General features: G+C 41.8%; 24 protein-coding genes and 7 tRNA genes. 10 read left to right on the top strand and 21 right to left on the bottom strand.

Going from position 1 to position 26,548, the window contains the following annotated elements:
- The first annotated feature begins 103 nt into the window (after positions 1-103).
- Positions 104-505 (top strand): DUF3144 domain-containing protein, encoded by a 402-nt coding sequence (locus ACS72_RS10540; RefSeq protein ID WP_004812380.1) that lies wholly within the window; start codon positions 104-106, stop codon positions 503-505.
- A 122-nt stretch (positions 506-627) separates the two neighbouring features.
- Positions 628-1,689 carry an amidohydrolase gene (locus ACS72_RS10535; RefSeq protein ID WP_048882079.1) on the top strand — a complete coding sequence of 354 codons (1,062 nt, stop codon included), beginning with the start codon at positions 628-630 and terminating at the stop codon, positions 1,687-1,689.
- Positions 1,690-1,849: 160 nt separating this feature from the next.
- Here ACS72_RS10535 and ACS72_RS10530 read toward each other — a convergent pair whose 3' ends face one another.
- Together ACS72_RS10530 and ACS72_RS10525 are read right to left on the bottom strand one after the other, a co-directional pair.
- A complete protein-coding gene (locus ACS72_RS10530; protein ID WP_048882078.1) occupies positions 1,850-4,636 on the bottom strand; it encodes a pitrilysin family protein in 2,787 nt (928 codons plus the stop codon).
- A gap of 126 nt (positions 4,637-4,762) precedes the next feature.
- Positions 4,763-5,584: a PhzF family phenazine biosynthesis protein gene (locus ACS72_RS10525; protein ID WP_048882077.1), complete on the bottom strand. Its 822-nt coding sequence runs from the start codon at positions 5,582-5,584 to the stop codon at positions 4,763-4,765.
- A gap of 126 nt (positions 5,585-5,710) precedes the next feature.
- On the opposite strand from ACS72_RS10525, the gene ACS72_RS10520 reads away from it, so the two are divergent.
- Together ACS72_RS10520 and gloB are read left to right on the top strand one after the other, a co-directional pair.
- Complete coding sequence (locus ACS72_RS10520) at positions 5,711-6,295, top strand: flavin reductase family protein (protein WP_048882076.1); 585 nt, start codon at positions 5,711-5,713, stop codon at positions 6,293-6,295.
- Positions 6,296-6,416: 121 nt separating this feature from the next.
- On the top strand, positions 6,417-7,151 hold the full coding sequence (gene gloB / locus ACS72_RS10515) for a hydroxyacylglutathione hydrolase (RefSeq protein ID WP_048882075.1): 735 nt from the start codon (positions 6,417-6,419) through the stop codon (positions 7,149-7,151).
- Between the two features lie 8 nt (positions 7,152-7,159).
- Here the strand turns inward: gloB and ACS72_RS10510 are convergent, their stop codons facing one another.
- Complete coding sequence (locus ACS72_RS10510; protein ID WP_048882074.1) at positions 7,160-7,432, bottom strand: hypothetical protein; 273 nt, start codon at positions 7,430-7,432, stop codon at positions 7,160-7,162.
- Between the two features lie 398 nt (positions 7,433-7,830).
- On the opposite strand from ACS72_RS10510, the gene ACS72_RS10505 reads away from it, so the two are divergent.
- Complete coding sequence (locus ACS72_RS10505; RefSeq protein ID WP_004812366.1) at positions 7,831-8,034, top strand: hypothetical protein; 204 nt, start codon at positions 7,831-7,833, stop codon at positions 8,032-8,034.
- A 137-nt stretch (positions 8,035-8,171) separates the two neighbouring features.
- Here ACS72_RS10505 and ACS72_RS10500 read toward each other — a convergent pair.
- The 9 genes from ACS72_RS10500 to ACS72_RS10460 all read right to left on the bottom strand — a co-directional run bounded on the left by ACS72_RS10500 (position 8,172) and on the right by ACS72_RS10460 (position 12,118).
- Positions 8,172-8,256, bottom strand: a tRNA-Leu gene (locus ACS72_RS10500).
- Positions 8,257-8,295: 39 nt separating this feature from the next.
- A tRNA-Trp gene (locus ACS72_RS10495) sits at positions 8,296-8,369 on the bottom strand.
- A 35-nt stretch (positions 8,370-8,404) separates the two neighbouring features.
- Positions 8,405-8,489: transfer RNA gene (locus ACS72_RS10490), tRNA-Leu, on the bottom strand.
- Between the two features lie 330 nt (positions 8,490-8,819).
- Positions 8,820-8,905: transfer RNA gene (locus ACS72_RS10485), tRNA-Leu, on the bottom strand.
- Between the two features lie 477 nt (positions 8,906-9,382).
- Positions 9,383-9,467, bottom strand: a tRNA-Leu gene (locus ACS72_RS10480).
- 39 nt (positions 9,468-9,506) lie between these two features.
- A tRNA-Trp gene (locus ACS72_RS10475) sits at positions 9,507-9,580 on the bottom strand.
- Between the two features lie 35 nt (positions 9,581-9,615).
- A tRNA-Leu gene (locus ACS72_RS10470) sits at positions 9,616-9,700 on the bottom strand.
- A gap of 107 nt (positions 9,701-9,807) precedes the next feature.
- Positions 9,808-10,491 carry a protein kinase gene (locus tag ACS72_RS10465; RefSeq protein WP_249888275.1) on the bottom strand — a complete coding sequence of 228 codons (684 nt, stop codon included), beginning with the start codon at positions 10,489-10,491 and terminating at the stop codon, positions 9,808-9,810.
- Between the two features lie 109 nt (positions 10,492-10,600).
- Complete coding sequence (locus tag ACS72_RS10460; protein ID WP_004812363.1) at positions 10,601-12,118, bottom strand: DUF3336 domain-containing protein; 1,518 nt, start codon at positions 12,116-12,118, stop codon at positions 10,601-10,603.
- A gap of 191 nt (positions 12,119-12,309) precedes the next feature.
- Here ACS72_RS10460 and ACS72_RS10455 point away from each other — a divergent pair, with 191 nt between their 5' ends.
- From ACS72_RS10455 to ACS72_RS10445, 3 genes are all read left to right on the top strand, one after another.
- Complete coding sequence (locus ACS72_RS10455; protein WP_048882072.1) at positions 12,310-13,185, top strand: ATP-binding protein; 876 nt, start codon at positions 12,310-12,312, stop codon at positions 13,183-13,185.
- A 532-nt stretch (positions 13,186-13,717) separates the two neighbouring features.
- Positions 13,718-14,782: a hypothetical protein gene (locus tag ACS72_RS10450; RefSeq protein ID WP_048882071.1), complete on the top strand. Its 1,065-nt coding sequence runs from the start codon at positions 13,718-13,720 to the stop codon at positions 14,780-14,782.
- A 202-nt stretch (positions 14,783-14,984) separates the two neighbouring features.
- The gene (locus ACS72_RS10445; RefSeq protein ID WP_048882070.1) at positions 14,985-15,527 is read left to right on the top strand and encodes a hypothetical protein; all 543 of its coding nucleotides are present in this window, start codon (positions 14,985-14,987) and stop codon (positions 15,525-15,527) included.
- A gap of 60 nt (positions 15,528-15,587) precedes the next feature.
- Here the strand turns inward: ACS72_RS10445 and tsaD are convergent, their stop codons facing one another.
- On the bottom strand, positions 15,588-16,604 hold the full coding sequence (tsaD, locus tag ACS72_RS10440) for a tRNA (adenosine(37)-N6)-threonylcarbamoyltransferase complex transferase subunit TsaD (protein WP_048882069.1): 1,017 nt from the start codon (positions 16,602-16,604) through the stop codon (positions 15,588-15,590).
- 147 nt (positions 16,605-16,751) lie between these two features.
- Here tsaD and rpsU point away from each other — a divergent pair, with 147 nt between their 5' ends.
- Both rpsU and ACS72_RS10430 read left to right on the top strand, forming a co-directional pair.
- On the top strand, positions 16,752-16,967 hold the full coding sequence (gene rpsU / locus ACS72_RS10435) for a 30S ribosomal protein S21 (RefSeq protein ID WP_001136722.1): 216 nt from the start codon (positions 16,752-16,754) through the stop codon (positions 16,965-16,967).
- Positions 16,968-17,001: 34 nt separating this feature from the next.
- Positions 17,002-17,448 carry a GatB/YqeY domain-containing protein gene (locus ACS72_RS10430; protein WP_004812350.1) on the top strand — a complete coding sequence of 149 codons (447 nt, stop codon included), beginning with the start codon at positions 17,002-17,004 and terminating at the stop codon, positions 17,446-17,448.
- A gap of 87 nt (positions 17,449-17,535) precedes the next feature.
- Here the strand turns inward: ACS72_RS10430 and ACS72_RS10425 are convergent, their stop codons facing one another.
- From ACS72_RS10425 to ACS72_RS10390, 8 genes are all read right to left on the bottom strand, one after another.
- Positions 17,536-17,892: a hypothetical protein gene (locus ACS72_RS10425; protein ID WP_004894196.1), complete on the bottom strand. Its 357-nt coding sequence runs from the start codon at positions 17,890-17,892 to the stop codon at positions 17,536-17,538.
- Between the two features lie 114 nt (positions 17,893-18,006).
- A complete protein-coding gene (locus ACS72_RS10420) occupies positions 18,007-19,449 on the bottom strand; it encodes a M48 family metalloprotease (RefSeq protein ID WP_212749365.1) in 1,443 nt (480 codons plus the stop codon).
- 86 nt (positions 19,450-19,535) lie between these two features.
- The gene (locus tag ACS72_RS10415) at positions 19,536-20,504 is read right to left on the bottom strand and encodes a D-glycerate dehydrogenase (protein WP_048882068.1); all 969 of its coding nucleotides are present in this window, start codon (positions 20,502-20,504) and stop codon (positions 19,536-19,538) included.
- A gap of 6 nt (positions 20,505-20,510) precedes the next feature.
- A complete protein-coding gene (locus ACS72_RS10410) occupies positions 20,511-21,161 on the bottom strand; it encodes a hypothetical protein (RefSeq protein WP_048882093.1) in 651 nt (216 codons plus the stop codon).
- Between the two features lie 200 nt (positions 21,162-21,361).
- Positions 21,362-23,251 (bottom strand): M48 family metalloprotease, encoded by a 1,890-nt coding sequence (locus tag ACS72_RS10405; RefSeq protein ID WP_171249861.1) that lies wholly within the window; start codon positions 23,249-23,251, stop codon positions 21,362-21,364.
- An 88-nt stretch (positions 23,252-23,339) separates the two neighbouring features.
- On the bottom strand, positions 23,340-24,875 hold the full coding sequence (purF, locus tag ACS72_RS10400; protein ID WP_048882066.1) for an amidophosphoribosyltransferase: 1,536 nt from the start codon (positions 24,873-24,875) through the stop codon (positions 23,340-23,342).
- 24 nt (positions 24,876-24,899) lie between these two features.
- Positions 24,900-25,481, bottom strand: coding sequence for a CvpA family protein (locus ACS72_RS10395; protein ID WP_004812336.1), 582 nt, complete (start codon positions 25,479-25,481; stop codon positions 24,900-24,902).
- 5 nt (positions 25,482-25,486) lie between these two features.
- Positions 25,487-26,488, bottom strand: coding sequence for a quinone-dependent dihydroorotate dehydrogenase (locus tag ACS72_RS10390; RefSeq protein WP_048882065.1), 1,002 nt, complete (start codon positions 26,486-26,488; stop codon positions 25,487-25,489).
- Positions 26,489-26,548: the final 60 nt, after the last annotated feature.

Here is a 26,548-nt window from a genome sequence, read left to right as displayed (position 1 = left end):
ACATTTTTATGCTTAGGCTATTTTTAGATTAAGCCAAAGGTTTAGTTTCTGCAAGGCTTTGCCTATAATAAGTCGATTAAGATTTTAGTGTCAGGAAAAATTCATGGTTCAAAAGATTGAAGCGACCGATGTAACCGAAGAAGAAGCGTTAAATGCTGCATTCTTTGAACGTGCTGATGAATTTATCAAGCAAGCCAATGAGTTTAGCCGCGTAGAAAAAGGCTCTCAGGACAATCCTGCAGAAAAGCGTGGTCAGGTCAGCGCTTCGATGCTGTTTGCAACTGCCCGTTTTAATACCTGGGTAGCAGCCAACAATTTCAAAGATGGCAATGAAATGCGTGATGCCAAAGATCAGGTGATGTCTTACATTCTTCAGCAGTTCCAGATGATGCTGGAAGACAATTATGATGAATACTGCGAGCAGTTCGAAAACTATTTGCGCTTCCGTCATAACGAAGAATTCCATGCTAACAAGCATAAACATGATCATGACCACGATCATTAATGCTCAGCCCTTCGGGGCTTTTTTTATACCTGGCATTTTTAGATCAACTTTTTGCATTGACGCCCGTATTATTTTACTTCTATATAGCAATAAGAATAATTCCAATAACAACAAGGAAAGTCATGCAGCTTAGCTTCCCCATCATCGACCCACATATCCATCAGTGGGATCCCTATCACACCCCTCATGCGGCAGCACTGGCAGTCAAACTGTTTGGTAAGCATCCTCGCCTGCTAGACCATATGGTGCGCCTCCTGAATCCCAAACCAATTATTGAAACGATAGGACTGACTGAACACATTACCGCACCTTATTTACCTACCCATTACAAACAGGATATTGCTCATTATCAGGTCGAACAGGTGGTACATATTGAAGCAGGCTGGCATGAACATAAAGGCACAGGTGTCGTGAATGAAACCCGATTTGTAGCCAGTCTGCCTTTTCAGGCACACGATCTGGCATTGGGTGCAATCGTGGCTACGGCGGATCCACGCAGGAAAGACTTTAAAAAGTTACTGCAACTCCATCAGGAAGCTTCGCCCAAGTTTCGTGGTATCCGTAAAATGGCTTCCGTGCATCCGGATAAAGGCGTGCATGCCTGGGCTGATGAACCCCATTTGTACCTTAATAAAAAATTCCTGAAAGGGTTTGAACATCTGGCCAAAGCCGGGCTGAGTTTTGATGCGTGGGTGTATTCCACCCAGATTTCTGATGTGATTCATCTTGCCAAGACTTTCCCTGAAACACCGATTGTTCTGGATCATCTCGGCACGCCTGTTGGACTATTTGGCACAGTGGGTAAAGGTACTGGAAAAACTGCACAAGAAAGGCAACGGATTCTAGAAAACTGGCAAACAGATCTGGCCAATCTGGCAGAGTGTCCGAATGTCATGACCAAAGTCTCTGCGCTATTTATGCCAGTGCTGGGTCATCATTTTCATCAGCAGCGACAATTAGCTTCCAAAGCGCAGCTGATTGAACTTGCGACGCCTCTGATTCAGCATGCCCTAAAATGCTTTGGAACGGATCGTGCCATGTTTGCCTCCAATTTTCCGATGGATCGGGTCAGTGCGAATCTGGTTGATATCATTGATGCCTTTAGCGATATCGTACATAGCCATGATGAAAATGCTTTAAAATCTGTTTTTTATGACAATGCTAAAGGTTTTTACCGGCTTTAAAGGTTGAGAAAATCGCTAGAAATTATTGAATATCCATTACTCCTCACCTTATGGAAGGTATGTAATCTTGAAGAATAAATATCTTCCGTCCTTAAAAAAATCCTCCTGCTCAGTATTTTAGAGAGGAGGATTTTTAAATGAGTCAGCTTACTCTGTAAATTTATTTCTTGGTCAGCATTGCCTGATTCACCGGCTGACCATATTGATCCGACATCACTTCTACCAGCTGACCGGCATTCAGATACTTTTGAATCACGGCATCGATATCTGCTTTGGTTAAGGCTGCCACCGCGCGGTCACGTTTCTGACGATAATTCAGGTCACGGTTCCGTTCCAACTGAGGCACCAGCATGCTATGAATACGGCGATCATCTTCCAGTGCTGTGACACGTTTTTTCAAAATACTGGCTTTTGCAGCTTCGACTTCTTGTGCCGTGACACCTTTGCTACGTAGCTCAGCAATCACCTTACGTATTGAATCCGATACTTGGCCAGAGCGTCCTGCAGTATAGTTTGCGCCAAAGGCCAAGGCACCGGCATTGTCCCATTCAGCGAAATCTACATTGGCACTAAAGCCATAGACCAAGGCATTCTTTTCACGTAATTCCTGTGCCAGACGAGAAGACAGTTGTGAATCACCCAAAATGTGTCTTAATACCAGTAATGCAGGTACATCTGGATGATCTGAACCCACCGGAATTGAAATAGCGGCGACATAGCTGCCAAACTCACGCTGTTCCGATAGTGCATGTACCTTTTCAGCAGTACGCGCGATATATTCAGACTTGAGGCGGGCATAAGGCTCATTGCTTTTCCAGCCCTCAAATTCCTGCTTGATTAATGTTTGCATCGCTTGAGGCTTAAATTCACCCGTGACCGCAACGCGGGCATGATGGGTTTTAAAGAAACGCTGATACAACTGCTGGACCTGTTCACGCGTCGCTGCGTTGATCTGCTGTTTAGCCAAGTCAGGCTCAAAATGATAACGTAAATCTCCCGGCTCATAACGCTCAAGCAGACGTGCAAAGGTCAGACTGGTCACCGTATCCGGTTCTGTATAAGGACGGTCTAAGCTGGACAAAGACTGAGACTTGATCAGGTCAAACTGGCTCTGTTCAAAAGTCGGATTTTTCAATACATCCAGAATGTATTTAAAATATTCTTCAAAATATTCTTTCTTGGCTGAAATCGAAATATTCAGGCCATTGCCTGATGCACTGACATTGGCCGAGCCACCCACTTCAATAGTTTTGTCTGAAATCTGTTGCAGGCTCTGAGTCTCAGAAGCTCGCATGATCAAGTAAGCCATCAGATCCAGCAATTCCCCTTTATGCTTGAGTGTTTCAGCTGTACCAAAATCAAGGGCAATCGTCGAGTAGACTTTGTCATCGCGGGTCTGGGTGGGGAACAAAGCATACTGAATGCCATTTTGCAGTTTGCCACGCTGGATCTGCTTTTCCTTGCTGGTCAGTAGCTTTTTAGACTCCTTCACATACTGTTTCACTTCCGCCTGGTAAACCAAAACATCTTTTAATGGTTCTTCAGTGACAGGTTTTAGATCCAGGGTTGGTTTGGCTTCTGCAAGCTGCTCTTGCTGTTTGGCTTTTTTCTGATCTTCAGGCGTAGGTACAATATTGCCCTGAATGCGGTATTCCGCCTTAAAGAAATCTTTATAGATAGAGTTAGCATCTGCCACAGTCAGGTTTTGAATTGCATCCAGATCCTTAAAATATTTGCTCCAGTCTCCATTGGAAGATGCAATATAATCACTCAGGCGTGAACCTAGTGCTGTTGCATTATTTTTAATGTTCTCAGCGGCATTGCGGCTCATATTTTTAACCCGGTTCAGCTCAGTTTCATTAAAACCTTTGCCTTGCTCGACACCATTCTGCAACGCCTGTTCGACCTTTTTCGCATCATGATTCGGCGCATAAACCGCACCCATGAAGACCATATTGAAGTCCTTATCTAGCCAGGTGACAGACTGTACAGCTGTCGCTGTTCCCTGCTCAACCACCCCCTGATACAGATGCCCGCTCGGCTGCAAGGTGTACAGCGTTGGTGTTACCGATAATGCGTTCTGCTTAGCTACTTCTGAACGGTTCAGATAGATATTGAATTTGGCAAAATCACTGCCTTTGGCCACAGTAAACTCACGCTGTTTAATCTTTTCAGGACTTAACTCTGGTACTTTCGGCTGTTCTGGTACAGAACGTGCCTTGATTGGACTAAAATGCTGGTCAATATATTTCAGTACCTGTTTCTTGTCGAACTTGCCTGAAATTACCATATAGGCATTATTTGGTGCATACCAGGTCCGGTAGAATTGATTCAGTTCCTGCATATTGATCGATTGCAGCTCGTTTAAATCGCCAATTGGCAGACGACCAAGATGCTGGTTGCCATAAGCTGATTTAAAGATTTGATCCATCAATACTGAAAATGGCTGATCCAGACGGATTTCACGTTCACGTTTAACAATATCAATTTCAGTTGGCACATATTTTTCTTGTAGTACCAGCTTATCCATCCGTTCTGCTTCAAGCTGAATTACCGCAGCCAGTGCAGTGCTTTCAGGGCGAACCAGATTGGTATATTTGGTAGAATAATAATCCGTACTGGCATTCGATGAGAGTGTGTACTGATCCAAACGACGCTGAAATTCATCGCCTTTAATATTTTCAGTCCCTTTAAAGGCTAAATGTTCTAATAGATGTGCCAGACCACCCTTCCCCTGCGGATCGTTCAATGAACCGGTGAAATAGACCGTATTCATAAAAGTCTTATTTTCTCTGTCATTTGGTGCAAGGACAATTCTTAAACCATTATCCAGTTTATATTCTTCAATATTTTGTTCTGTTTTTACCAATACCGGTTGAGCAAAACTGAGCGTCGCTGCGCCCATTAAAAACATGGAAAGTGTTAATTTTTTAAAACGTAGTGACATTCTGGATCCAGCAAATTTAAACATGAACTTTTTATTCAGTGAACATCATAGAGAATGACTCTCTTGTTGTGAGTTGTATTTTTATAAAAGCTGCTGTTCACAACAGCTTTTAGATATTCTATCTGATTAAAGCAGAATTTCAGCTTTCATATACAGCTTGCCATAACCTAAAATTTCAATCCGGTCATTATCCTGTATCTCGCAATACAGCACACCACCCCGACTTGAGCCCTGATAAGCAACCAGCTGCTGTTTTCCGAGTTTTTCTGCCCAGATCGGCACGATTCCGGTATGAATTGAACCCGTCACTGGATCTTCATTAATACCATTACTTGGTGCAAAATAACGCGATACACAGTCATACTTTTCTGCACTCGCCGTTAAGGCGACATCCAGCAATGCGCCAGTCGCAGTAATCGCGGTACGGCGATCATTGACCTGTTTCAGTAATTCAAAATCCGGAGCCTCATCCAGCACATCCTGTACCGACTCATATTCGATAATATAGGCCTGTTCATTTAAATAGACATTTTTAAAAGATTTGGTCAAAGCTCCACGCAACATAGCAGGATATTCATCGACCAAAACTGCCCGACGGATCGGGAAGTTCATACGGATTTTTCCAGCTTCATCTTGACTAACTATAAAAATACCGAGATTTTTTACATGAAATCGAATGGTTTTATGCGAGGTATAATCCAGAAATAATACAAAGCTGCTGGCCAAGGTCGCATGCCCACAGAAATCAACTTCTTTCGTTGGCGTAAACCAGCGAATTTCATAGTTTTCTGCATCAATGGTCTTCACAAAGGCAGTTTCAGATAAATTATTTTCCAGCGCAATGTTTTGCATCAGGCTCTCATCCAGCCACTCATCCTGCACAATCACCGCAGCGGGATTGCCCTTGAATAGCTCCGTAGTGAACGCATCCACTTGATACATTTTCATTGCTTAAACTCCTTTTGTTTAGCGCTTTAGTTTAAAAGCTTTTTTCGCCAAAAAAATTTATATATGTTAATAAGCCAATAAGTGCATAATTTTTAGCACGTACATTTGTTTATTTTAAGGTTTGCAATGTCTAATCCCCATCTGAAAGCTGTACCCTTGGAAAAATCCTATCGTTTGCTCAATCATGGTCCAACGGTGCTGGTTTCTGCCCAGGATCAGGAAAATACGGATGTTATGGCCGCAGCCTGGGCTTGTGCACTAGAATTCCAGCCAGCCAAAGTCACTGTAGTTTTAGATAAAAGTACCAAAACCCGCAAAATTATTGAAAATTCTGGTTACTTTGCTTTGCAAGTTCCCACGCTTAAACAGCTGAACATGGTGCAAGCCGTTGGAACGATCAGCATGCATGATCAACCCGATAAGTTAGAACAATGTGGTGTGGAACTGTTCCAGTTTGATCAGTCAGACATTCCCGTTGTAAGTGGTTGTGCAGCCTGGCTGCTGTGTGAACTGATTCCTGAACCCCATAATCAGCAAACTCATGACCTGTTTATTGGCAAGGTCATTACGGCTTATGCTGACGAGCGCGTGTTCCGTGATGGACACTGGTATTATCAGGACGTGGAGCGTGAATGGCGCAGCATTCACCATATTGCAGAGGGGCATTTTTATAGCATTGGTGATCCGGTTTCAGCGGATGATATAGACTGATCACCCAACCTATACACTCTTAAAATCAGATACATGAATCATCCATAAACATCGATCCAGCATCTGCATATGCCGGGTAATTATGCTAATTTACTAAATAACTTCAAACGGTTTAACTGAAATGATGCCTTTCAAAATTCACTGTATAGACGTCAAAAATATCTTACAGAACTATATCTGGCTGCTGGAACATACAGACTCCAAACAGGTCGTGGCTGTTGATCCCACGGAAGCTGGTCTGGTACAGGAATATTGCCAGCAGTATAGGCTGGAACTGGCGCAGATCTGGTTAACCCATTGGCATAAAGACCATATTGGCGGTGTACCCGAACTGATTCAGGATAAAAACATTCCGATATATGGTCCTCGTGAGGAATTGAGTAAAATCCCATTCATCAGCCATCCTCTGGATCATGATGATGAATTCGATTTTCATGGTATCGAGGTCAGTATCATCAGTGTACCGGGACACACTTTAGGCCACATTGTCTACTTTATTGATGCTCTAGATGTGCTGTTCTGCGGTGATACCCTGTTTGCGATGGGCTGTGGCCGGGTGTTTGAAGGTACTTTTGAACAGATGTACCACTCTCTATCCCGTCTGGCTGCATTACCCCCGCGCACCAAGGTGTACTGTACACATGAATATACACTTTCCAATGCCCAGTTTGCACTGCATGCAGAACCGGATAATCTGGAAATTCAGGAGCGCCATGAACAGGTCGAACGTCTGAGAATGCTAGGCCAATGCACCTTACCCAGCACGATTGAAATTGAACTTAAAACCAATCCTTTCTTGCGTGCAGACAGCGTTGAAGAATTTGCCCGTTTAAGAACCTTGAAAGACAATTTCTAATTAGGGTTTTAGAGAATCTGATTGCTTTGCGCGTAGGCATCCAGCTCTGCTTGGGTCACAACGCGTAAAGCATGCATTTCATCCACCCGAACCAGTAATAAACCGCCCAGTGCTGGCTGATAACGTCTTGCGCTCCCGAATGGCGTATATGCCACTTGAGACTGTACGGTAAATTCAATCCAGTCCTCATGTCCCAACATGACAGCAACCGGTGTCTGATCCTCTTGCTGCATACGTTCAATACAATCCTTTACATACTGTTCAATATTTACTTGTGTCATATTCAGACTCACTATTTTTTGCAAGTATAAATTATTCTACACATTGATCGAGGACCACTTATTGCAAAAAATGGTCAATCAGATGATTGCTGCAATCTTTACCCAAATTGAAATGAATAACAATTCGATTAGTTATAGACTCCCCCTAGCTGCAACATACTCAAAACTTTATTATGCTTAAATTTTAGTCAATCAGAGTGCGATTTCTAATATTTAGTTACAACATCCGAAAGCATTCATAAATCATAAATTTAGCTATTTATTAGTGAAAGTTCATCCAATTATTTGTCTATAAAAAAAGCATTTTCAGGAAATTTAAAGAATTTTTAAAATTTTCCCCTTTAAAAATTTTTTATTCACCCTAATTTATTAAGGAACAGTGATGAAGGAGTTATCTCGTGAAAAAAGTGGTGAAAGCAAAAAATCTTCTGGCATTCCGTCTATGGCTTGAAAAATTGGGGTATTCCGTACGTACCTTGGCAGACAACCGTGGTTTTACATTTAGTTTTAAAAAAGAATATGGTCTGGTGACCTGTGATCTCTCTGGTAATACCCTTGCGATGCAATTGGGTGAAGAATTCGAAGACCATTTGAAAGCTTAATTTGCGTCACTTTTAACGCGAAAGATCAATTCAAACATCTTAAGTTAACGCAAAGCTAGCCCATTTCGATGGGCTTTTTTTATAGCTATAAAATTTCAGGCGAAAAAAAACAAGGCATCAACCTTGTCTCTTTTGAGTGGTGGGGACGGAGAGACTCGAACTCTCACACCTCGCGGCGCTGGAACCTAAATCCAGTGCGTCTACCAATTTCGCCACGTCCCCATCGGGTACCAACTTATCGCTGGATTTCTCAAACTTTAATGGCAGAGGATCAAGGATTCGAACCTTGACGAACGGTTTTGGAGACCGTCATGCTACCATTACACCAATCCTCTACTCGACCATCTCTACTCATTCTCATAAGTAAATTTGGTGGGGACGGAGAGACTCGAACTCTCACACCTCGCGGCGCTGGAACCTAAATCCAGTGCGTCTACCAATTTCGCCACGTCCCCGATGGCTGTGTATATTATAGAGATCATTTCCCTTTGACAAGCCACTTTACAAGCAATTAGAGTCTAATCTGCTATAAATTAAGCAGTTAAATCTATTTTTTTATTTTTCATCAAATTAATACAGAGAAATGCATCATTTTTATTCTTTTTCTATCAATCGACCCCTTGCAATCATTTTTCGTCTTCTCTGCTTGTTCACTTAACTATAGCGAATCAAAGGTTTCTTTATCGTTTCGATTCCACTCACTTGGTCTAATAAAGACTCATTCATCTACTCTGCCAAATTTCAGGCAAAAAAAAACAAGGTTGAATACCTTGTTTTTTTAAATCTGGTGGGGATAGAGAGACTCGAACTCTCACGCCCAGAAGGCGCTGCGACCTGAACACAGTGCGTCTACCAATTCCGCCATATCCCCGCTGAACTGTATATTATAGAGATCAAGCTTTATTGACAAGCGCTTAAATAAATAATAAAGCCTTATTTAATCAAAAATTAAGCAATTAATTCATTCAGGTATTTTGATGGTCAGATTTTAAAAAATTAAAAACAATTTGATCCAAAAACTTTTATTCATCCAAATTTTTTCGATCAACCCATTTCGAGTGCACTTACATAAATAATAATACATATGAGCAATCATCATCGATTTAAAGAACACAATAAATCTTGGCTCTTTTTACCAACTGAATTCTTTATAAAAACTGGCTACCCTTTTCTATCTCCAAGTGAGCAAGAGCTATCCTTTTATGCATTAAACTGTTTGGCTTTTTTCTGGATGATCGATATAGAGTTTAAAAGAACCGTATTTTTTTCAAAAACTGAATTAGAGATGAAAGCTTGCCGTTAAATTTCAGGCAAAAAAAAACAAGGCATCAACCTTGTCTCTTTTGAGTGGTGGGGACGGAGAGACTCGAACTCTCACACCTCGCGGCGCTGGAACCTAAATCCAGTGCGTCTACCAATTTCGCCACGTCCCCATCGGGTACCAACTTATCGCCGGCTTTCTCAAACTTTAATGGCAGAGGATCAAGGATTCGAACCTTGACGAACGGTTTTGGAGACCGTCATGCTACCATTACACCAATCCTCTACTCGACCATCTCTACTCATTCTCATAAGTAAATTTGGTGGGGACGGAGAGACTCGAACTCTCACACCTCGCGGCGCTGGAACCTAAATCCAGTGCGTCTACCAATTTCGCCACGTCCCCGATGGCTGTGTATATTATAGAGATCATTTTAGCCTGACAAGAACTTTTTCATAAAACGCTTATCATTTGATTAAATAAAAAACAAAGTATTGATTTTTGTATCTTTATCAGTCGATTATAATTAACAAAGCAGATTTGATCTCTTCAAAATCAGCAACCCTGGCCGACTTATGCCGAGCAAGCATGCCTTTTAACACAGTTTGAAAAGACCTAAATTTTTCTGGAAGATTAATTTCCAATCGTTGACAGTGTAGATAAGCCCAATCCTCATAATTTCCAGCATTAAGTCGTGTCTGACTTAACCATTCCAGCCAGATGATTCCTAATGCATAAATATCCGATTGAATCGTTTTTACTTCGGTGTGAAATAATTCTGGCGCCATATAACGTGGTGTTGCATCTAATGTTCGAGGTGATTCATCCGAGATTCGATGTGCCTGTTCAAAATCAATCAGACAGACCTGCCCTTTGCACTGGACAAAATGTTCTGCTTTTAAATCATGATGGAGATAGCCACATTGATATAGTTGCATCACAGCATCCAAGGCTGCAAGCAAATGTTTCTGAATATCAGACACGCTTAAATTAGCCGGATCAATCGCAAAATGAGAAGGACAATCCTGTAGCAAGATGCCCTGTTGAAAAGTTTCACCACCAATAGTGATCTCTGAATTAATCAGTAAATGCGGCGCCAGAAATTTGGCTAGTAAATTATTAGATAAATTTTGATAAAAACCGAATTCATTTTTAAAACCACGCTGACTATATACAGTCGAATGTTGCTGCTGCACCTTAAGCCAGTAAATTTCTCCATCCAAGCTGCCTTTATAGAGCCGACGGCCAAAAGCCAGACTTCGTGGCTTTGTGTTTAGCTCAAATTTTATCTGGTTTAGATCATGACTAGATATCAACTGGAATATATTCTTCTTTCTGCTGTTCAGGTGCATGTTGATAGGTTAAAAGTTCCAGGCAATGTTGTATGGTTTTCCCTACTCGCTCTTGGGTTTCAATCATGGAAATTTTCGGCCAGGTGGCACGTTCACCTTCACGTTGCAGGATTTTAAACAGGTGTGGCCGTGGGTTTTGCAACATATAAGTATAATGACGCAGACCATATTTGCCGACAATATTCACATCACCATAATAACGCTGATCGACTACACCATAACCATGATCCAGCAAACGGCGTACAGGCGGCACACTTCCTACACGCTCACGGGTAAAATCCATCATGCCTTTAGCAAACACCTTACCTTGGCGTCGTGCAATTCGTTGCGGCCAGCTCAGCATGTCCTTACGGAATCGGGCTGCATCGTCCTGCATGAAAGGTACAATATGCGGGTTCACCTGACTGGCGATGGTATAGTTAATATTGTACAGCCGTGCCATTTTCTCCTGTGGGAAATCACTGCGTACACTACCATCGACCCAACGTGTCGAGGACATATAGGGTGTAAATTTGCCATCATTCCGCTTACTGGTCAGACGCACAGGTGGAAATAGAATCGGTACAGCACAGGATGCGAGTACTGCACTCCAAACCAATAGATCTGGTGCAGTATAAGCATTCATAATCCGTGCATCTTGAGTCGCATCATAAGGTGCAACGGCGACATTAATATGTAAGCCTGATTTTTTAAGGGCTTCATCAAAAGTGAGATTACCTAAATTTTCAATCAGGAATTTTTTTAGGTATTTCACATCTGCCAGACCGCCATTACCCTTCATCAACTCACGAAAATTTCGAAAATGAAAGGCTTCATTAAAGAAATTGTGTCCCTGAAGAATATCTGGATATTCAGATGGCTTGGATACCCCCAACATGGCTGTCATGATGGCACCAGCACTCGAACCCGATACCACTTTCGGCATCAAATCCTGTTCCATTAACGCCTTACACACACCAGTATGAAATAGTCCCAGCGTTGAACCGCCAGAAAACATCAGCGCTGGCTGACCATAAGCACGCTGGCAACGTTCGAAATATTCTATTTTTTCTTCGAGCGTCAGACATTCACATTCTTGCGAAGCGATATAAGCCAGTCCTTTACTTACTTCTTCAACATAATCTTCAATAATTTTTTTAGTGCCAACATATGTTTCTATAAATAATAAAGGATGCGCGATATTGGCAATGTCATAACTGAGCCCTTCTCGCAAGATATGCATCAGATCACGAGTACGCTTTTGCAGGCGGTATCGTCGAAGTTTGCCCAGACGATGAGAAATCACTTCTGCATCAAAATAATCGGAAGAGTTATCAAGCTTCCATTCCTGCGCACCTGATTCTTCATCCAGTTTTAACGCAATGCATTTCCACTCCTCATAAGTTTCCGCAGTCTGCAATTGTTGCTTTAATTTCTTGATGCGATAAGCCTGATGAGGATTAATCTGATGAGTAAAATCTGTTAACAACATGCTATGCGTGATCCTTATGTTTATTTTTGCTGCTACAAGATCTGTCACATACTTAAATTAGGCAGATCATACGTGCGGGACAATAGCGAAAAATCTCCTTTCTTGGGCAAATTATAACATTTTTCTAGCTTTGACTGCTTTTTTTGCAATGGTAGTATCATGAGCATAATTTAAATGCGTAATCTGAGATCATGGCTACAATTGATTTACCCGACCATATTTTAAATGCCCTTTCTACTGTCCTTCAGCAGCTTCAGCAAAGCCTGCCGGAAGTTAAAACCGTACCGGATTTCTCTGCTTATGCCTACAAATGGCAAGATGGCCAACTCAAACCAATTCATAAGCTGAGAGTGATTCAACTGGCTGATTTGAAAGGAATTGAAAAGCAAAAAGAGAAAGTAATTCAGAATACCTTACAGTTTCTAAATAACCTGCCTGCCAATGATGTACTGCTCACCGGTTCGCGTGGTACAGGTAAGTCCTCTATTGTTCGTGCCCTGCTCACTGAATATGCTGATCAAGGCTTACGTCTGATTGAAATTGAACGTGATGATTTATCAGATTTGCCCGAAATCCAGAAACTCATTGCCGACCGTCCGGAAAAGTTCATTGTTTATTGTGATGACCTGGCCTCTAATGCCGAAGATGAAAATTACCGTAGTTTAAAAAGTGTATTAGATGGTTCATTGCAATCCGGTTCCAGTAATTTTGTGATTTATGCAACCAGTAACCGTCGTCATTTACTGCCAGAGTTTATGCATGAAAATACGCCCGTTACTAAAGTAGATGTTCCACAATATACCGAATTACATCCTCAAGAAGCGATCGAAGAGAAAATTTCTTTATCAGACCGTTTTGGTATGTGGCTATCTTTCTATCCGATGGATCAAAATCTTTATCTGGAAATTGTAGAGCATTACCTTGAGAAGGCAGAAATGGAATTGACTACAGAAGCCCGTGCTGAAGCTTTGCGTTGGTGCCAGGGTCGAGGTCAACGTTCAGGTCGTTCCGCTTATCAGTTTTCAAAGCACTGGATTGGTTCGCAGCAGCTTAAAACTTTAAATTAATTGACTTAATTAAAAAAAATATCAGCTCGGTTTTGTTTCACTATGTAAATATTTTCAACAAAACTGAGCTTTAAAATAATTACAAAAATCATTCAAATATAAAATAATTTTATGATTTTTTATCTTTTAAACACACTTTATAAACTTACACAATAAAACAAATAAATACAAAATAAATACATTGAATTTTACCATTATTTCTCCACTAACTTTTTCAAATTATTAATAAATTCATTTTACTTCTAAAGTGGATATGAGCACTTAGGTAATTGTTTATTAAAAATATTTAGAGTATTTACTCTAAATAAAAAAATTATTTCATAAAGTTAATCTTATTAATAATCAAAAGATTAACTCTTTTCATCCTAATTATCCAAAATTGTAAACCTACAATAATCATGCATAATTTCCATGAATTTGAGATGTAGTTGTTACTTTAGAATTTAAAAAACCACTATGTCTTAAAAGTGAGATATCAAGAAAAATACCATCTATTTACATAAATTTTAAAATAGATATTGAGGGAATAATCATGACACTTCGATTCAAAGTGAGTGGCGTAGCACTGTTAAGTACTCTATTAATTGCATGTGGCGGCGGTGGAAGCAGTAGCAGCAAGACACCAGCAGCCAACTTGCCAGAAAATTTACCAGAAGCAATTTCACCAGAAATACCTGATGACTTTGTTCCTTTCACTGAATATGACTTACTTGATAAAATCAAAGATAAACTTACCGGCCAGGAAGGTACCAGCGAACTTGCACACAACTATAATGAAGCCTTAGCCCATATAGTGGGAGAAATTTTTGCTGATTATCCCCTTGGTCGTACAGGACGTGCTGTGCAGATTTATAATCTTGGAGTAAGCAGTATCAAGATTGGTAATTTAACATGTGCTGAAGTTACAACAAATGGTAATACCAAGACACTAACCTTAAAGCCGAACAAAGCAACTTGTATTGTTCTGGATAAAACATTTGTAGCAGGTTCTAAAATCACACAAATTACTAATGGCAATACAACCACCGTTTCTTTTGACAATGTACGCTATGGCCATAACTTGGATTTTAGTTTGAAAGATCAATACTTGATCTCTGGCTCGATTCAATATACGTCTTCTAAATCAGACACAGGTCGAGAGCGTAATTATGATATTTCCAACCTGAGCTTCCAGCGTGTAAAAACAGATAGCAATAAGTTGCCAGAAGGTGATGTTTATAATGCTGAAAGCCGAGAATATCTACAATTAAAAGATTATTCCTTTAGTTTAGTTGATGACTTTGGCAACGATAGTCATGGTATACGAACCTTAAATTCAAAGGGTACTGTGATCGGTCAACCTTTAGACGCCACTTTCAGATATACCTTTAGTTTCGATACAGGTTCTACTCCATTTATCATGAAGGAAACAGTGGCAAATAATTATCATCATTTGCCTGAGCAAGGGAGTGTCGGCATAACACATCAAAAAGGCTTATTTAACTCGCGGCTAATCACCAGGATTAGCCAAGACTCCCCGCAATCATTAAAAGCTGGAGTGTATCTCGCTAATGAAAAAGTAGATGATATTCTTTGGTCCAATATTATTGGTAAATAACTATAAAAAACCTCATCAAATGGTGGTGAGGTTTTTATTTCAATATTTAATATCTATATTTCTTACTTGCACCAATAATCAGATTTTTAAATATTAGATTGAATTGTAGTAATATGGATCTTTATAATGTGATTTAAGCTATCCACTTTTTTTATAATAGCTTGTATTCTCTTACTTATAGTACTTATCTATTTATATAATTATGATTAAAAAAATAATACTTTTCAGCTCAATACTGATCTCATATAGTTCGATTCAAGCACAACCTAATGCAAATTTTCGGGAAGTTTCAGATTGTGATTCTGATCTGTTTAATGGAAATTTTTGCTCTAAAAGCAATATTTCAAGATACAAAGATGTATTAAAAACATCAAAGGCAAATTTTGATCACAAATTTATTTTGTTAAATACCGGCACGCTTGATTCTTTAGAACTGATTGCGTTGGATACTCAGACAGGTATTGGCTATCCGCTCAACTATCAATTTACGGGTTGGGAAGATAATAACGGCAATCTTAAAAAAAAGCCTTCCTATACTTTTTCATTAAATGATTCAAGAGTATGTCTTATGGGCTCACAATATGACGGTGACCATCCTGGTACGCATCAAACCTATAGCAATATCCGTAATTGTTTTCATATCAAAAAAGATGACAAATATACCTCTTTTGAATCGACGTATATTGATCTAGTTCAATATGAATATAATGTGCAGAAAAATGTCTGGGTGCCTTATTCAAACTAATTTTTTCTTGGGTGATCAGAACATACAAAAGAGGCTTTTCGCCCCTTCTTATATATATTTTTAAACTGCTTGAGGATCCGTCAACTCGGTCATCGGCCAACGTGGTGTCGTAGTGACAGCCAATCCATCCTGCTGCCCTGCTTTCAGACGTTGATAACCGGCAAAGGCAATCATGGCACCGTTGTCGGTACATAAAGCCGGTTCTGCATAGTACACAGTTGCTTTTATTTTCGCCAAGTCAGCCTCTAGGCGTTCACGTAAACGCTTGTTGGCGCTGACACCACCCGCAATCACCAGACGTTTTAAACCGGTTTGTTTAAGAGCTTTAACTGATTTTTTTCCCAAGGTATCGACAATCGCTTCCTGGAAACTGGCTGCGATATCGGCATCACGATTTTCATCACCCAATTTCTTCATTTGCACAGAAACCGCAGTTTTCAAACCACTGAATGAAAATTCTAAACCTTGATGCAGCATTGGACGTGGAAAAGCAAATGCATTCGGATCGCCCTGTTCAGCCAGTTTGGAAATATTCGGACCACCTGGATATGGCAAGCCCATCATTTTCGCGACTTTATCAAAAGCTTCACCAGCCGCATCATCAATCGACTCGCCAAGGAGCTCATATTGACCAATGCCATAAGCGGCCATCAATTGCGAGTGGCCACCTGACACCAAAAGAGCCACGAACGGAAATTCCGGTGGCGTTGCCGAAAGTAATGGTGCCAGCATATGACCTTCCATATGATGTACACCAATGGCTGGTTTATTCAACGCAAAAGCCAAGGTACGGCCAAACAAAGCACCGGTCATTAACGCACCCATCAGCCCCGGTCCACGGGTATATGCCACTGCATCAATTTCAGATTTTTTCACACCACTCTGTTCAAGCAGCTGATTCATGAGCGGAATTAACTTACGCACATGGTCACGCGAAGCCAGTTCAGGAACTACACCACCATACTCGGCATGCAGTTTAATCTGGCTGTACAGAACCTGGCCGCGTAAACCCAGTTCGCTATCATAAAGCGCGAGTCCTGTCTCATCACACGATGTTTCTAAGCCTAAAACGATCATTAAACTGCCTATAACCTGTATCAAATCAATTGCGACAACTATTATAGACTTGTGATATGAGATGTAAATGAGTAAAATACTGACCTTCACTTGTGATTGAGGGCAATTCAGCCCGAGATCTTACCCTAACTGATATGAGGATTCTTCATGCCACAAGTTAAATTGAAAGAAGGCGAACCAGTAGACGTAGCTATCCGTCGTTTCAAACGTTCATGCGAAAAAGCGGGTGTTCTTGCTGACGTACGTAAGCGTGAATTCTACGAGAAACCAACTCAAGAACGTAAGCGCAAAAAAGCTGCTGCTGTTAAACGCTACCAAAAGAAATTGGCGCGTGAATCAGTACGTACGACTCGCCTTTACTAAGATTAATTTGTGATTGACTGCCTGGACTAAATAAATGACTACTTTAAAAAACCAAATAACTGAAGTTTTGAAAGCAACAATGCGTGCTAAAGAAATGGCTAAGTTAACGGTAATTCGTAGTCTTCAGGCAGCAATTAAGCAAATCGAAGTCGATGAGCGCAAAGAACTTGACGACGCTCAGGTTCTTGCGGTCATTGAAAAGCAAATTAAACAACGTAAAGAATCGATCAAAGCCTTTGAAGGTGCCGGTCGAGAAGATTTAGCTAGTAAGGAACAAGCCGAAGTTGAGGTTCTATCTCAATTTCTACCAGAAGCTATGACTGAGGAAGAACTTGATTCCATCATTGCGCAAGCGATTACAGCGCAAGAAGCTACTAGCATGAAAGATATGGGTAAGGTGATGAATTCTCTGCGTCCGCTCATAGCCGGGCGCGCCGATCCTGCACAAGTTTCAGCTAAAATCAAAGCTAAACTGGCATAATCCCCTGCTTTAAATCTCTATTTGCGTTGAACTGACTTAATTGCTAGCCAGTTCTTAGCAATCCAAATTTTTTTTAATTTTAATAAATCACAAATTACAATTTACATTTTTGCTTTGCAGTAATTGCATCATTTTTGAAGATTTCACCTGATCCACAATATCTTGCCGTGTCAGTTTTTGTAGCTGAAAGTCTAGTGCATCACGATTTTTATCAGTTGCCTGATAAAGCTGATCTACATAACGCCTGACGATCCCACAAAATTCCACCTGTTGTGCTGCAGTTAAATTCTGTTGTTGTGGATTTAAACTGCGCAGAAAATCTCGTGACTGCTGGTGATATTCATCGCTGATACGCTCTACTGCCCGCACATAATCCTTAGTGCTCGCTGCATAACTATGTGATATTCCCCAAACCAGAAACAGGCACAACAATGTTCTTTTCATTCATGCTTTCTCATGTGCTTTCATTTGCAACTCAGCATAGTACAAGGCAAACTTGAAATAAAGCACAGAGGTTGATGTAGTTCACAGCTTTAGTAAGTAATTTTTATGAGAAGATTAAATCTTGTATTTTCGTTCCTGCTGCATCTGTTTTAAACGTTGTGAAATACTTGCAGACAATGACTGATTCTTCTTACTAACTCGCTGTGCATGTAGTAAGGATTTAATAGCTGCCTCCTCATTTCCCGTCCAATATTCCACTTCAGCACGGTAACGCAGCACATTAATGGTTTTAATCTCAGATACAGGCTCGGCATTGGTTGCTGACAGCATTAAGCGCCAGGCACTTAAATCACGTGAATTCGCATTCAGGAAACGTTGCACGATCATCTTAGCTTGATCGGTTTGCTTCATACGGATCAATACTTCTGCATATTTATAATTGAGTGCCCGGTTTTCCGGCATAATGGATGCTGCAGAACGCACACTACGCAGAGCTGGCTCCAGCTGATTTTTCCCGAGATAAATATCGGTCTGAAACAGCACCAGCAAAGGATGAATCTGATTATGCTTTTTTGCCTGGTCTAATGCCTGTTGTGCATTATCCTCATCACCTTGTTGCAGATAGTAAGCAGTGAGTGCCAATTGCCCTGCAAAACTGTTTTGTCCTGCTAAAATTTTTAATTGCTGCTCAGTCGTCTGACGGGACAGTACTTTGCTATACCAACGAATAATCTCAAAATTCTGGTCTATCAGCTTTGGTTTAACTTTCGGCATCTGATTGGCGCGTAAACGCGCCTCACTCATACGCTCAGTCGTTAAGGGATGAGTAAACCAGAAATCTGGCAGAAAGCTTAAACGGCTGGTTGAACGATGCATCACCTCAAAGAAATCAGCCATGCTCTGCGGGTTATAGCCCGAAGCATACATATACTGCATACCGATCCGATCTGCTTCACGTTCCTGATTACGACTATAAGAAAGCTGCTGATCCATTAAAGCTGCTTGTGAGCCCATCATTACGGCTGCACCCGCATCGCCATCTGCTTGCGATGCCACTAAGGCTCCGACCAGGATTCCCGCGAGTGCTAATAATCCCTGTCCTTTAAATGCTTCTTGGGATCGACTGTAATGACGTTGTGTGACATGTGCAATTTCATGCGCCATCACACCGGCCACTTCATCCATATTACGCGCTGAATTGAGTAATCCCATATTTAAGGCAAATAAGCCACCAGGCACAGCAAAAGCATTAATCTGGGGATCATTAACCACAACCAGGCCAATTGGTTGCTGTAATTGAGTCTGGCTGAGAATATGTGAAAACACTGAAAATAACTGGTCTTCCATCCAGGGATTTTGCACCACAGGTAATTGTTTCTGTACTTGACGATAAACCTTTTCACCAATCATGCGCTCTTTTTGCTGATCTATCAGCCCTACACCTGCTCCAATTTCTGGAACAGTAAACTGACTAGACTGGGTGTTAAAAGTATCGGAAGCGGTATGCCCTATCACCATACATGCGCTTAATCCACAAGCCAAAACCAAACGTTTCAATGAATAAATCTCTAAGCCTGATTACGAAACCTGCTTGAATATACCATTGAAAAAAGGGCATAAACGCAAGGAAATGTTATTTAATATTATTTAAAATGCGGGTTAACTACATAGCGTGGTACACGTCCTTGCAAAGCATCCACCAGGTTGTGATATGCCAGTTCTGCCATACGCTGACGTGTTTGCGCAGTTGCCGAACCTACGTGCGGCAAGGTAATCACATTATCAAGTTTAAATAGCTCTGATTCTTGCAATGGCTCTTTTTGATAGACATCCAGCCCTGCGGCAAAAATCTGACGATTTTTTAAAGCCTGAATCAGTGCCTGCTCATCGACAACTGAACCACGGGAAATATTCACAAAGACTGCATGGCGCTGCATCAATGCCAGTTCTTCTGCACCAACAAGTGCTTTGGAATCTGCATTCAAGTCAACCGCTACTACTACAAAGTCAGAACGCTGTAATAAGGATTTTAAATCACAATATTCTGCATTTAAGCCTTGCGCCAGCTCCAGCTTTTCACGACGGTTATGATAAAGCACATTCATATTAAAGCCATGAAAGCCACGTCGCGCGATTGCTGCGCCAATATGACCTAATCCAATAATTCCTAAAGTCTTGCCAAAAATATCTACCCCGAATTCTGCTTCGCTGGCGGTACGCTGCCACTGTCCTTGCTTGGTCCATTGATCTAAATAAGTTACTTTACGCGCTGCGGCCATGAGTAAAGTAAATGCAAGATCAGCTGTGGTTTCAGTGAGCACATGTGGTGTATGAGTGAGATAAATTTTCTTTTCTTTTAAATATTCAAGATCGTAATTGTCGTAGCCAACACTGACACTGGAGATGATTTTTAGTTTAGTCGCAGTTTCCAGATTATTTCGATTGAGCAGTCGTCCTGCGCCAATCATGCCATCTGCATCTTGTGCATGCTGCAAAATCTGTTGATTGACATCACCCAGCTTGGGCCGGATATATACCACATTATATTGTTGTTCGAGTTTGGCTTGAATCTCTGGATGAATTTGACTAAATACAACAACTTTTTGCTTCATGCTTATTTATTCCATGCTGACAGGCCTACTTTGCATAAACTGCCAGAGTCGCTTTTTAAGGATTGGCCGATCCAGCATCTCCTGCAGGGAGGCCAACTGGGTAATTTTACTGTTTGAAAGATGTGGAACAGTACCAAGAAAAATAATATTTTTATCGTGACTCATGCCATCCAGAAAACCCTGGATATAAGACTCCACGCCGCGTCCATCCTGCACATTATCCCAAGGAAATGGCCAGTTCAGCTCTGCAAACTCACCCAACATTGCACGTTGGATATTCGACCACAGTAATTGCTGATCTTCAGTTAAGCTTGTGGCATCAATGATAATGATACAGTGCGCAAGACCTAATGCCTGCATACTAAAAGGCGCGACCTCAACAATTTCGCGCAGTTCATGCTCCGGTTCTGGCTGCGACTGTATTTCCATTGTTGGCGTTACAACAACTGGTGCAGGCACTTCTACAGGTTCAGATACAACAGAACGTTCAATCACCAAGGTTTCAGCTTTGAGCTCAGGAAGGATGATTTCACTCAGGACTTCAGGTTGTGACTGGTCACGCCAAAGCGCCGGCTGGTGCGATTGACACGGCTCCGCCCGAGGAATCCAGATATCAATTCCCAGTGTCGCCAGTATGTCACGCTGATGCCCTATCATCATGTCTTCATCACCTATTTCAGGCTGAATATTTTAGCGGGAATCCACTTCCTTTGCCGAACTTTTTCGGATTTTTCACTGTACATTACAACTGATTTGTAGCGAATCTGATTTTAGTCGTTCTCTTCGGGTTATTTACATGCAGGTTCAAACATTATTTAAAGATCGTGCGTGAGTTAACAAACACTTTCAAGTCTGGATTAGATAATCATGATGCTGTTCTTTTTCTGCATCTGATCCACAATTTCATCTACTTCAAAACCCAAACGCCAGTACAGTAATTCCATCACGTCGAATTCATCTTGAGTAATGATCCGATCATTCCAGAGACAGATTTCTGCAATGCCCAATATACTCAGTCGATCACGCAGCAACAGGCCAGAAATATCATTCAGAATTTCAGCCAGATCAATCGGCTCATCTGAAATTTCGGTATACATTTCCAGTTCTTTTTGAGTCAGAATACGTTTTAAAATGCGCTCGCGAACATCCAGCTGATTATCACTATTGATCTGCTGTACATGCAGCAATGCATCAATCAGGCGTACGATTTGTGGTTTAACTTCTTCCAGTGCCGTCGGGGTATGTACGGGGAGTAGATTCAGCTCATATTTCACACATTCAAGCAACAAGGCATCTAGCAGACCAATTTCACCATCTTCCTGAATAATCCGTGCCAGTTTCATCACGAATTGTCGTGCTACCGTGGTCGGCATGCCACCAATATTTTTGCAGGCTTGCTGAAAAATCGAGATATGCACACGCCCATCCAGATTTAACAATGAATCTACAATGGCCCGGCTGACTTCAGCATCGGTGGGAATAAATTCCCGATATTGCCGGATCATCAGAATTGCAACCATGACCTCTCGTGACCCAGTTGCAGTTTGTAATGCGCGTTCAATCAGTTCTGGTCGTGGCGTATTGGCACGATTCTCCGGATTCAGTGGTTTAACCGCATCTTTAATTGCAAAACTGATTGGAGACAGACGTAGTAAAGGCAATGGCTGTGGCGAACTCCAAGCAGCTGCACTTGTGACCGCCATTTCTTCGAGTGACCGAAACAGACTAAATAAAGGCTGATTTTGTAGTTTTTTTAGGTTTTCAAGCTGCAGATCCTGAATAAGGGAGGGATTCATTTCATAGATTCGCTGCTCAATACTGGGATGAATATTCAGCCAGTTCTGCTGACTGAGTGAGTTAGCAAAACACATATGTGAAATCGACTCTGCATATTCACTATGAATCTGTGAACCGGAATGATGCACATAAATCCGCAGCAAAGTCTGTACATTGGCATCATTTTGAATCAGGCGACGGGTTTTCTGATCATTCTTGAAAGTTCTGCCACCGAGCGAAATATATTTAATGAAACGGGTAATCAGCACGCCTAAGCTACCAATCAGCCAGATCACCGCACCAATACCCACAAACAGAGTCTCAAACTTGTTTTCTGCCGGCATACCATTCCGATAGAATCCCCGTTTGGCAATCTTACTGCCCCACTGACTAAAAGTAGTCAGGCTACTGTAGAGAATCTTGAGCCGGGTATTTTCTGCCGCTTCACCAGAAAGAATCTTGTTAAACTCATGGCTTAATAAACCATACAGTTCAATTTCATCCAGATTCTGCAATGCTCCCCAAGTCAGAATAATGGCAGTATTTCCCGGGTTAAAACCAGCAGTCAGTGCATTGACCCCGACCTCATCAGGCAAAACATACACCGCAGGAGGCTCAATCAGAAAAGTATCTGCCAATTGTTCAGCAATCTTCAGAGCAACGCTTTCTTCTGGTACGCTTTCAATCAGACTCAGGCGACGTGCACCCATCTGCCGTGCCAAGGAATACCCACCAGCACGAAAGACATAAAATTCATAGAGTACTGACACCACCATGATCGAACCGACCAGAGCAATCAGATAAGGACTCAGCACATGCCAATAAATAGATTGAGCAGGATCAAAATAATAGACCAGTAAACCAACGACAGTATTAATAATTGCTATCGTCAATAGCACAGCAATCAGACAGACACTGGCTGGCCATAGCATATTTTTATTCTTGATAAACGCATATCCTACGCTTTTCAATGCTTCACCCTGATCACATTGTTCTAGCTTTGCCCAATCATAAATGAAAAAAGCGGGAAATTCCCGCTTTTTTCATGATTTTAAAGACTTAGACTTCGCGCACGCCAGTCAGGTCTACTGATGCTGCATCGATATTTACATCAATAAACTTGTCACCTTTTTTGGCGCCATCATTACGCTTTTGCTGTAACTGGTCAAGGTATGCTTCATCAATACCGCCAGCCACATATACGCCGTCAAATACAGAACAGTCGAATTCACGCAGGTTCGGTACAATCTTGGTACGTACTGCATCTTTCAGATCTTCCAGATCCTGGAAAATCAGACGATCAGCACCAATAATTTCACGAATTTCTTCAACACTACGTTCAGATGCAATCAGTTCAGATTTGGCTGGCATATCGATACCGTACACGTTCGGATATTTCACCATTGGTGCAGCAGACGCAAAGAATACTTTTTTCGCACCGGAATCACGCGCCATCTGAATGATTTCATTACACGTGGTACCACGAACAATTGAGTCATCGACCAATAGAACGTTTTTACCCTGGAATTCCAGCTCAACCGGGTTCAGCTTCTGACGTACTGATTTTTTACGCAGTTGCTGACCAGGCATAATGAAGGTACGACCGATATAACGGTTCTTCATGAAACCTTCACGGAATTTCACGCCCAGCGTATTTGCCAGTTCAAGCGCAGAAGTACGTGATGTATCCGGAATTGGAATGACCACATCGATATCATGTTCATCACCCCACTCGCGCAGGATTTTATGGGCCAGTTTCTCACCCATTTTCAGACGGGCTTTATACACTGAAATACCATCAATGATTGCATCTGGACGCGCAAAGTACACATATTCAAAGATACATGGACGGTATTCTGGCTTTGCAGCACATTGCTTGGTAAAGAAGCTCCCTTCAGAGTCAATAAAAACAGCTTCACCTGGCTCGATATCACGTTCAACTTTAAAGCCCAACGCTGTAATCGCTACAGATTCAGAAGCGATGATATATTCCATACCGTTTTCAGTTTCACGCGAACCGTAGATCAACGGACGGATACCATTAGGATCACGGAAACCAACCACTCCTTGACCTGTAATCATGGCAACAACTGCATAACCACCTTTGCAGCGCTCATGCACGCGTGTTACCGCATGGAAGATATCTTCAGAGGTCGGTACCAGTTTGCCACGCTTCTGCAATTCGTGCGCAAATACGTTGAGCAGAACTTCTGAATCAGAATCGGTGTTCATATGACGTAAGTCAGTCTTGAACAGGTCATCATGAATTTCTTCAGCATTGGTCAGGTTACCGTTATGTGCCAGCGTAATCCCGTAAGGAGAGTTCACATAAAACGGCTGCGCTTCAGCACTACTTGAGGTACCCGCAGTTGGATAACGCACATGGCCAATACCGTAATTACCTTGTAATGCACGCATATGACGGGTATGGAATACATCACGCACCATACCAACATCTTTACGAAGGAACAGGCGACCTTCATGACAAGTTACAATCCCAGCTGCATCCTGTCCACGATGTTGTAACATCGTTAATGCATCAAACAACATTTGGTTAACAGCTGATTTACCAGCAATACCAACCACTCCACACATAGCAACCTCGCAGACAAGCTAGGATTAATAAAAAGGATTATTCGTAGACTCAGCTGATGATTTGCTCTTTACAGCAGGCTCAGCTGATACATCTGAAGATTTTCTGGAATCTTCCGACTTGATATGTTGTAGGGCCTCGTTTGCAGCATCTTTGGACATCTGGGTCGCCCATGGCGCATAAGGAAGCAAAGTCTGAATTACTTTGGACTGTTTCCAGTGTGGTGAGCTTTCTACCCACGGCCCGATTCCCTGCATGGTGATCAGGACAATCAGCAGCCCTTTCAGGCTGCCAAACACCCCACCTGCAAGACGGTTTAAAGGTCCCAGTTTCAGGGTTTTCATCACACGGTTGAGCAAGAAGGTTACTATCCAGGTCAAAACCACAATCATGAGGACGATGAAAGCAAATGCTGCAATTTTTTGTACCACTGGATCTGTACTGAGAGCAGTCATGGAAGGCGCAAGTAGTGTTGAATATTTCGCTGCTACAATGAGCGCAAAAATCCAGCCAGCTAAGTTCGCAAAGGCTTTAATAAATCCTTGACGCAAACCGTTTAGCCCTCCAATGAGCAGTATAAACAGTAAAAAGATGTCAATGGCAGTCATAGAATTCAGAATGCTTCAACACAGTCTTTTACAAGTGTCGGACCTGTATATATGAGGCCACTATAAACTTGTACAAGGCTGGCACCAGCTTGCTTTTTGGCAGCGGCATCGGCACCCGAAAGAATACCACCCACACCAATCAATGGAATTTGTCCTTGCAACACATCTGCAAAGGCTTTTAAACATGCCGTACTTTTCTCAAAGACCGGCGCACCCGACAAACCGCCTGCTTCTTCAGCATACTCCAGACCTTCAACACCTTCACGAGACAAGGTCGTATTGGTCACAATCAAACCATCAATCTTGAATTGCAGCAATTGCTGGGCAATAAATGCAATATCTTCAGCTTCTAGGTCTGGTGCAACTTTCAAGACCAGAGGTACATAATGCTGGTTTTCTTGAGCAAGCTCAAGCTGACGGTTTTTTAGCGTTTCCAGCAGCTCAGTGAGCGCATCACCACTTTGCAGGCTACGCAGGTTTTTTGTGTTGGGAGAGGAAATATTAACAGTAATGTAGGAAGCGTAATTATATACCTTTTCCAGACAGATTAAATAATCATCAACTGCATTTTCAACCGGAGTTACAGCATTCTTGCCGATATTAATCCCCAGAACACCTTTGAATTTTGCAGCTTTAACATTTTCAATCAGTTTGTCCACGCCTTCATTATTAAAACCCATACGGTTAATAATGGCTTTCGCTTTTGGCAGACGGAACAGTCGGGGTTCCGGATTACCGGGCTGAGGACGCGGGGTAATAGTACCGATTTCAATAAAACCAAAGCCTTGACTTGCAAGGGCATCGATATAGGCACCATTTTTGTCCAACCCTGCCGCCAGACCTACCGGATTCGGAAATTCGATTCCCATACAGGTCACTGGTTTAGAAGCAACGTTTTGACGCATCATCCCCATGGCATGGGAGGATTTCAACAGTGATAGTGTCAGCTCATGTGCACGCTCTGGTGCTAAAGAAAACAACAAAGGGCGGGCTAGAGAATACAACATATCCAGAAAAGTCTACTGCTTTTTAAGTCGGCATATTATAGTCACAGCCCGGTAAAAAAA

The organism is Acinetobacter sp. VT 511, assembly GCF_001077515.1.
GTDB classification, from domain to species: Bacteria; Pseudomonadota; Gammaproteobacteria; order Pseudomonadales; family Moraxellaceae; genus Acinetobacter; species Acinetobacter schindleri.
Note: the sequence above shows the minus strand (reverse complement) of the source record. Positions and strands in the feature narration are given on the sequence as shown.

Bases quoted from the DNA above. Each gene is read 5' to 3' on its own strand.
- ACS72_RS10535 (WP_048882079.1), top strand. From the start codon at position 628: ATGCAGCTTAGCTTCCCCATCATCGACCCACATATCCATCAGTGGGAT.
- ACS72_RS10430 (WP_004812350.1), top strand. From the start codon at position 17,002: ATGACTACTTTAAAAAACCAAATAACTGAAGTTTTGAAAGCAACAATG.
- ACS72_RS10520 (WP_048882076.1), top strand. From the start codon at position 5,711: ATGTCTAATCCCCATCTGAAAGCTGTACCCTTGGAAAAATCCTATCGT.
- ACS72_RS10460 (WP_004812363.1), bottom strand. From the start codon at position 12,118: ATGTTGTTAACAGATTTTACTCATCAGATTAATCCTCATCAGGCTTAT.
- gloB (WP_048882075.1), top strand. From the start codon at position 6,417: ATGATGCCTTTCAAAATTCACTGTATAGACGTCAAAAATATCTTACAG.
- ACS72_RS10525 (WP_048882077.1), bottom strand. From the start codon at position 5,584: ATGAAAATGTATCAAGTGGATGCGTTCACTACGGAGCTATTCAAGGGC.
- ACS72_RS10390 (WP_048882065.1), bottom strand. From the start codon at position 26,488: ATGTTGTATTCTCTAGCCCGCCCTTTGTTGTTTTCTTTAGCACCAGAG.
- ACS72_RS10395 (WP_004812336.1), bottom strand. From the start codon at position 25,481: ATGACTGCCATTGACATCTTTTTACTGTTTATACTGCTCATTGGAGGG.
- ACS72_RS10455 (WP_048882072.1), top strand. From the start codon at position 12,310: ATGGCTACAATTGATTTACCCGACCATATTTTAAATGCCCTTTCTACT.
- purF (WP_048882066.1), bottom strand. From the start codon at position 24,875: ATGTGTGGAGTGGTTGGTATTGCTGGTAAATCAGCTGTTAACCAAATG.
- ACS72_RS10540 (WP_004812380.1), top strand. From the start codon at position 104: ATGGTTCAAAAGATTGAAGCGACCGATGTAACCGAAGAAGAAGCGTTA.
- ACS72_RS10530 (WP_048882078.1), bottom strand. From the start codon at position 4,636: ATGTCACTACGTTTTAAAAAATTAACACTTTCCATGTTTTTAATGGGC.
- ACS72_RS10425 (WP_004894196.1), bottom strand. From the start codon at position 17,892: ATGAAAAGAACATTGTTGTGCCTGTTTCTGGTTTGGGGAATATCACAT.
- ACS72_RS10445 (WP_048882070.1), top strand. From the start codon at position 14,985: ATGATTAAAAAAATAATACTTTTCAGCTCAATACTGATCTCATATAGT.
- ACS72_RS10415 (WP_048882068.1), bottom strand. From the start codon at position 20,504: ATGAAGCAAAAAGTTGTTGTATTTAGTCAAATTCATCCAGAGATTCAA.
- ACS72_RS10410 (WP_048882093.1), bottom strand. From the start codon at position 21,161: ATGATAGGGCATCAGCGTGACATACTGGCGACACTGGGAATTGATATC.
- ACS72_RS10510 (WP_048882074.1), bottom strand. From the start codon at position 7,432: ATGACACAAGTAAATATTGAACAGTATGTAAAGGATTGTATTGAACGT.
- ACS72_RS10450 (WP_048882071.1), top strand. From the start codon at position 13,718: ATGACACTTCGATTCAAAGTGAGTGGCGTAGCACTGTTAAGTACTCTA.
- tsaD (WP_048882069.1), bottom strand. From the start codon at position 16,604: ATGATCGTTTTAGGCTTAGAAACATCGTGTGATGAGACAGGACTCGCG.
- rpsU (WP_001136722.1), top strand. From the start codon at position 16,752: ATGCCACAAGTTAAATTGAAAGAAGGCGAACCAGTAGACGTAGCTATC.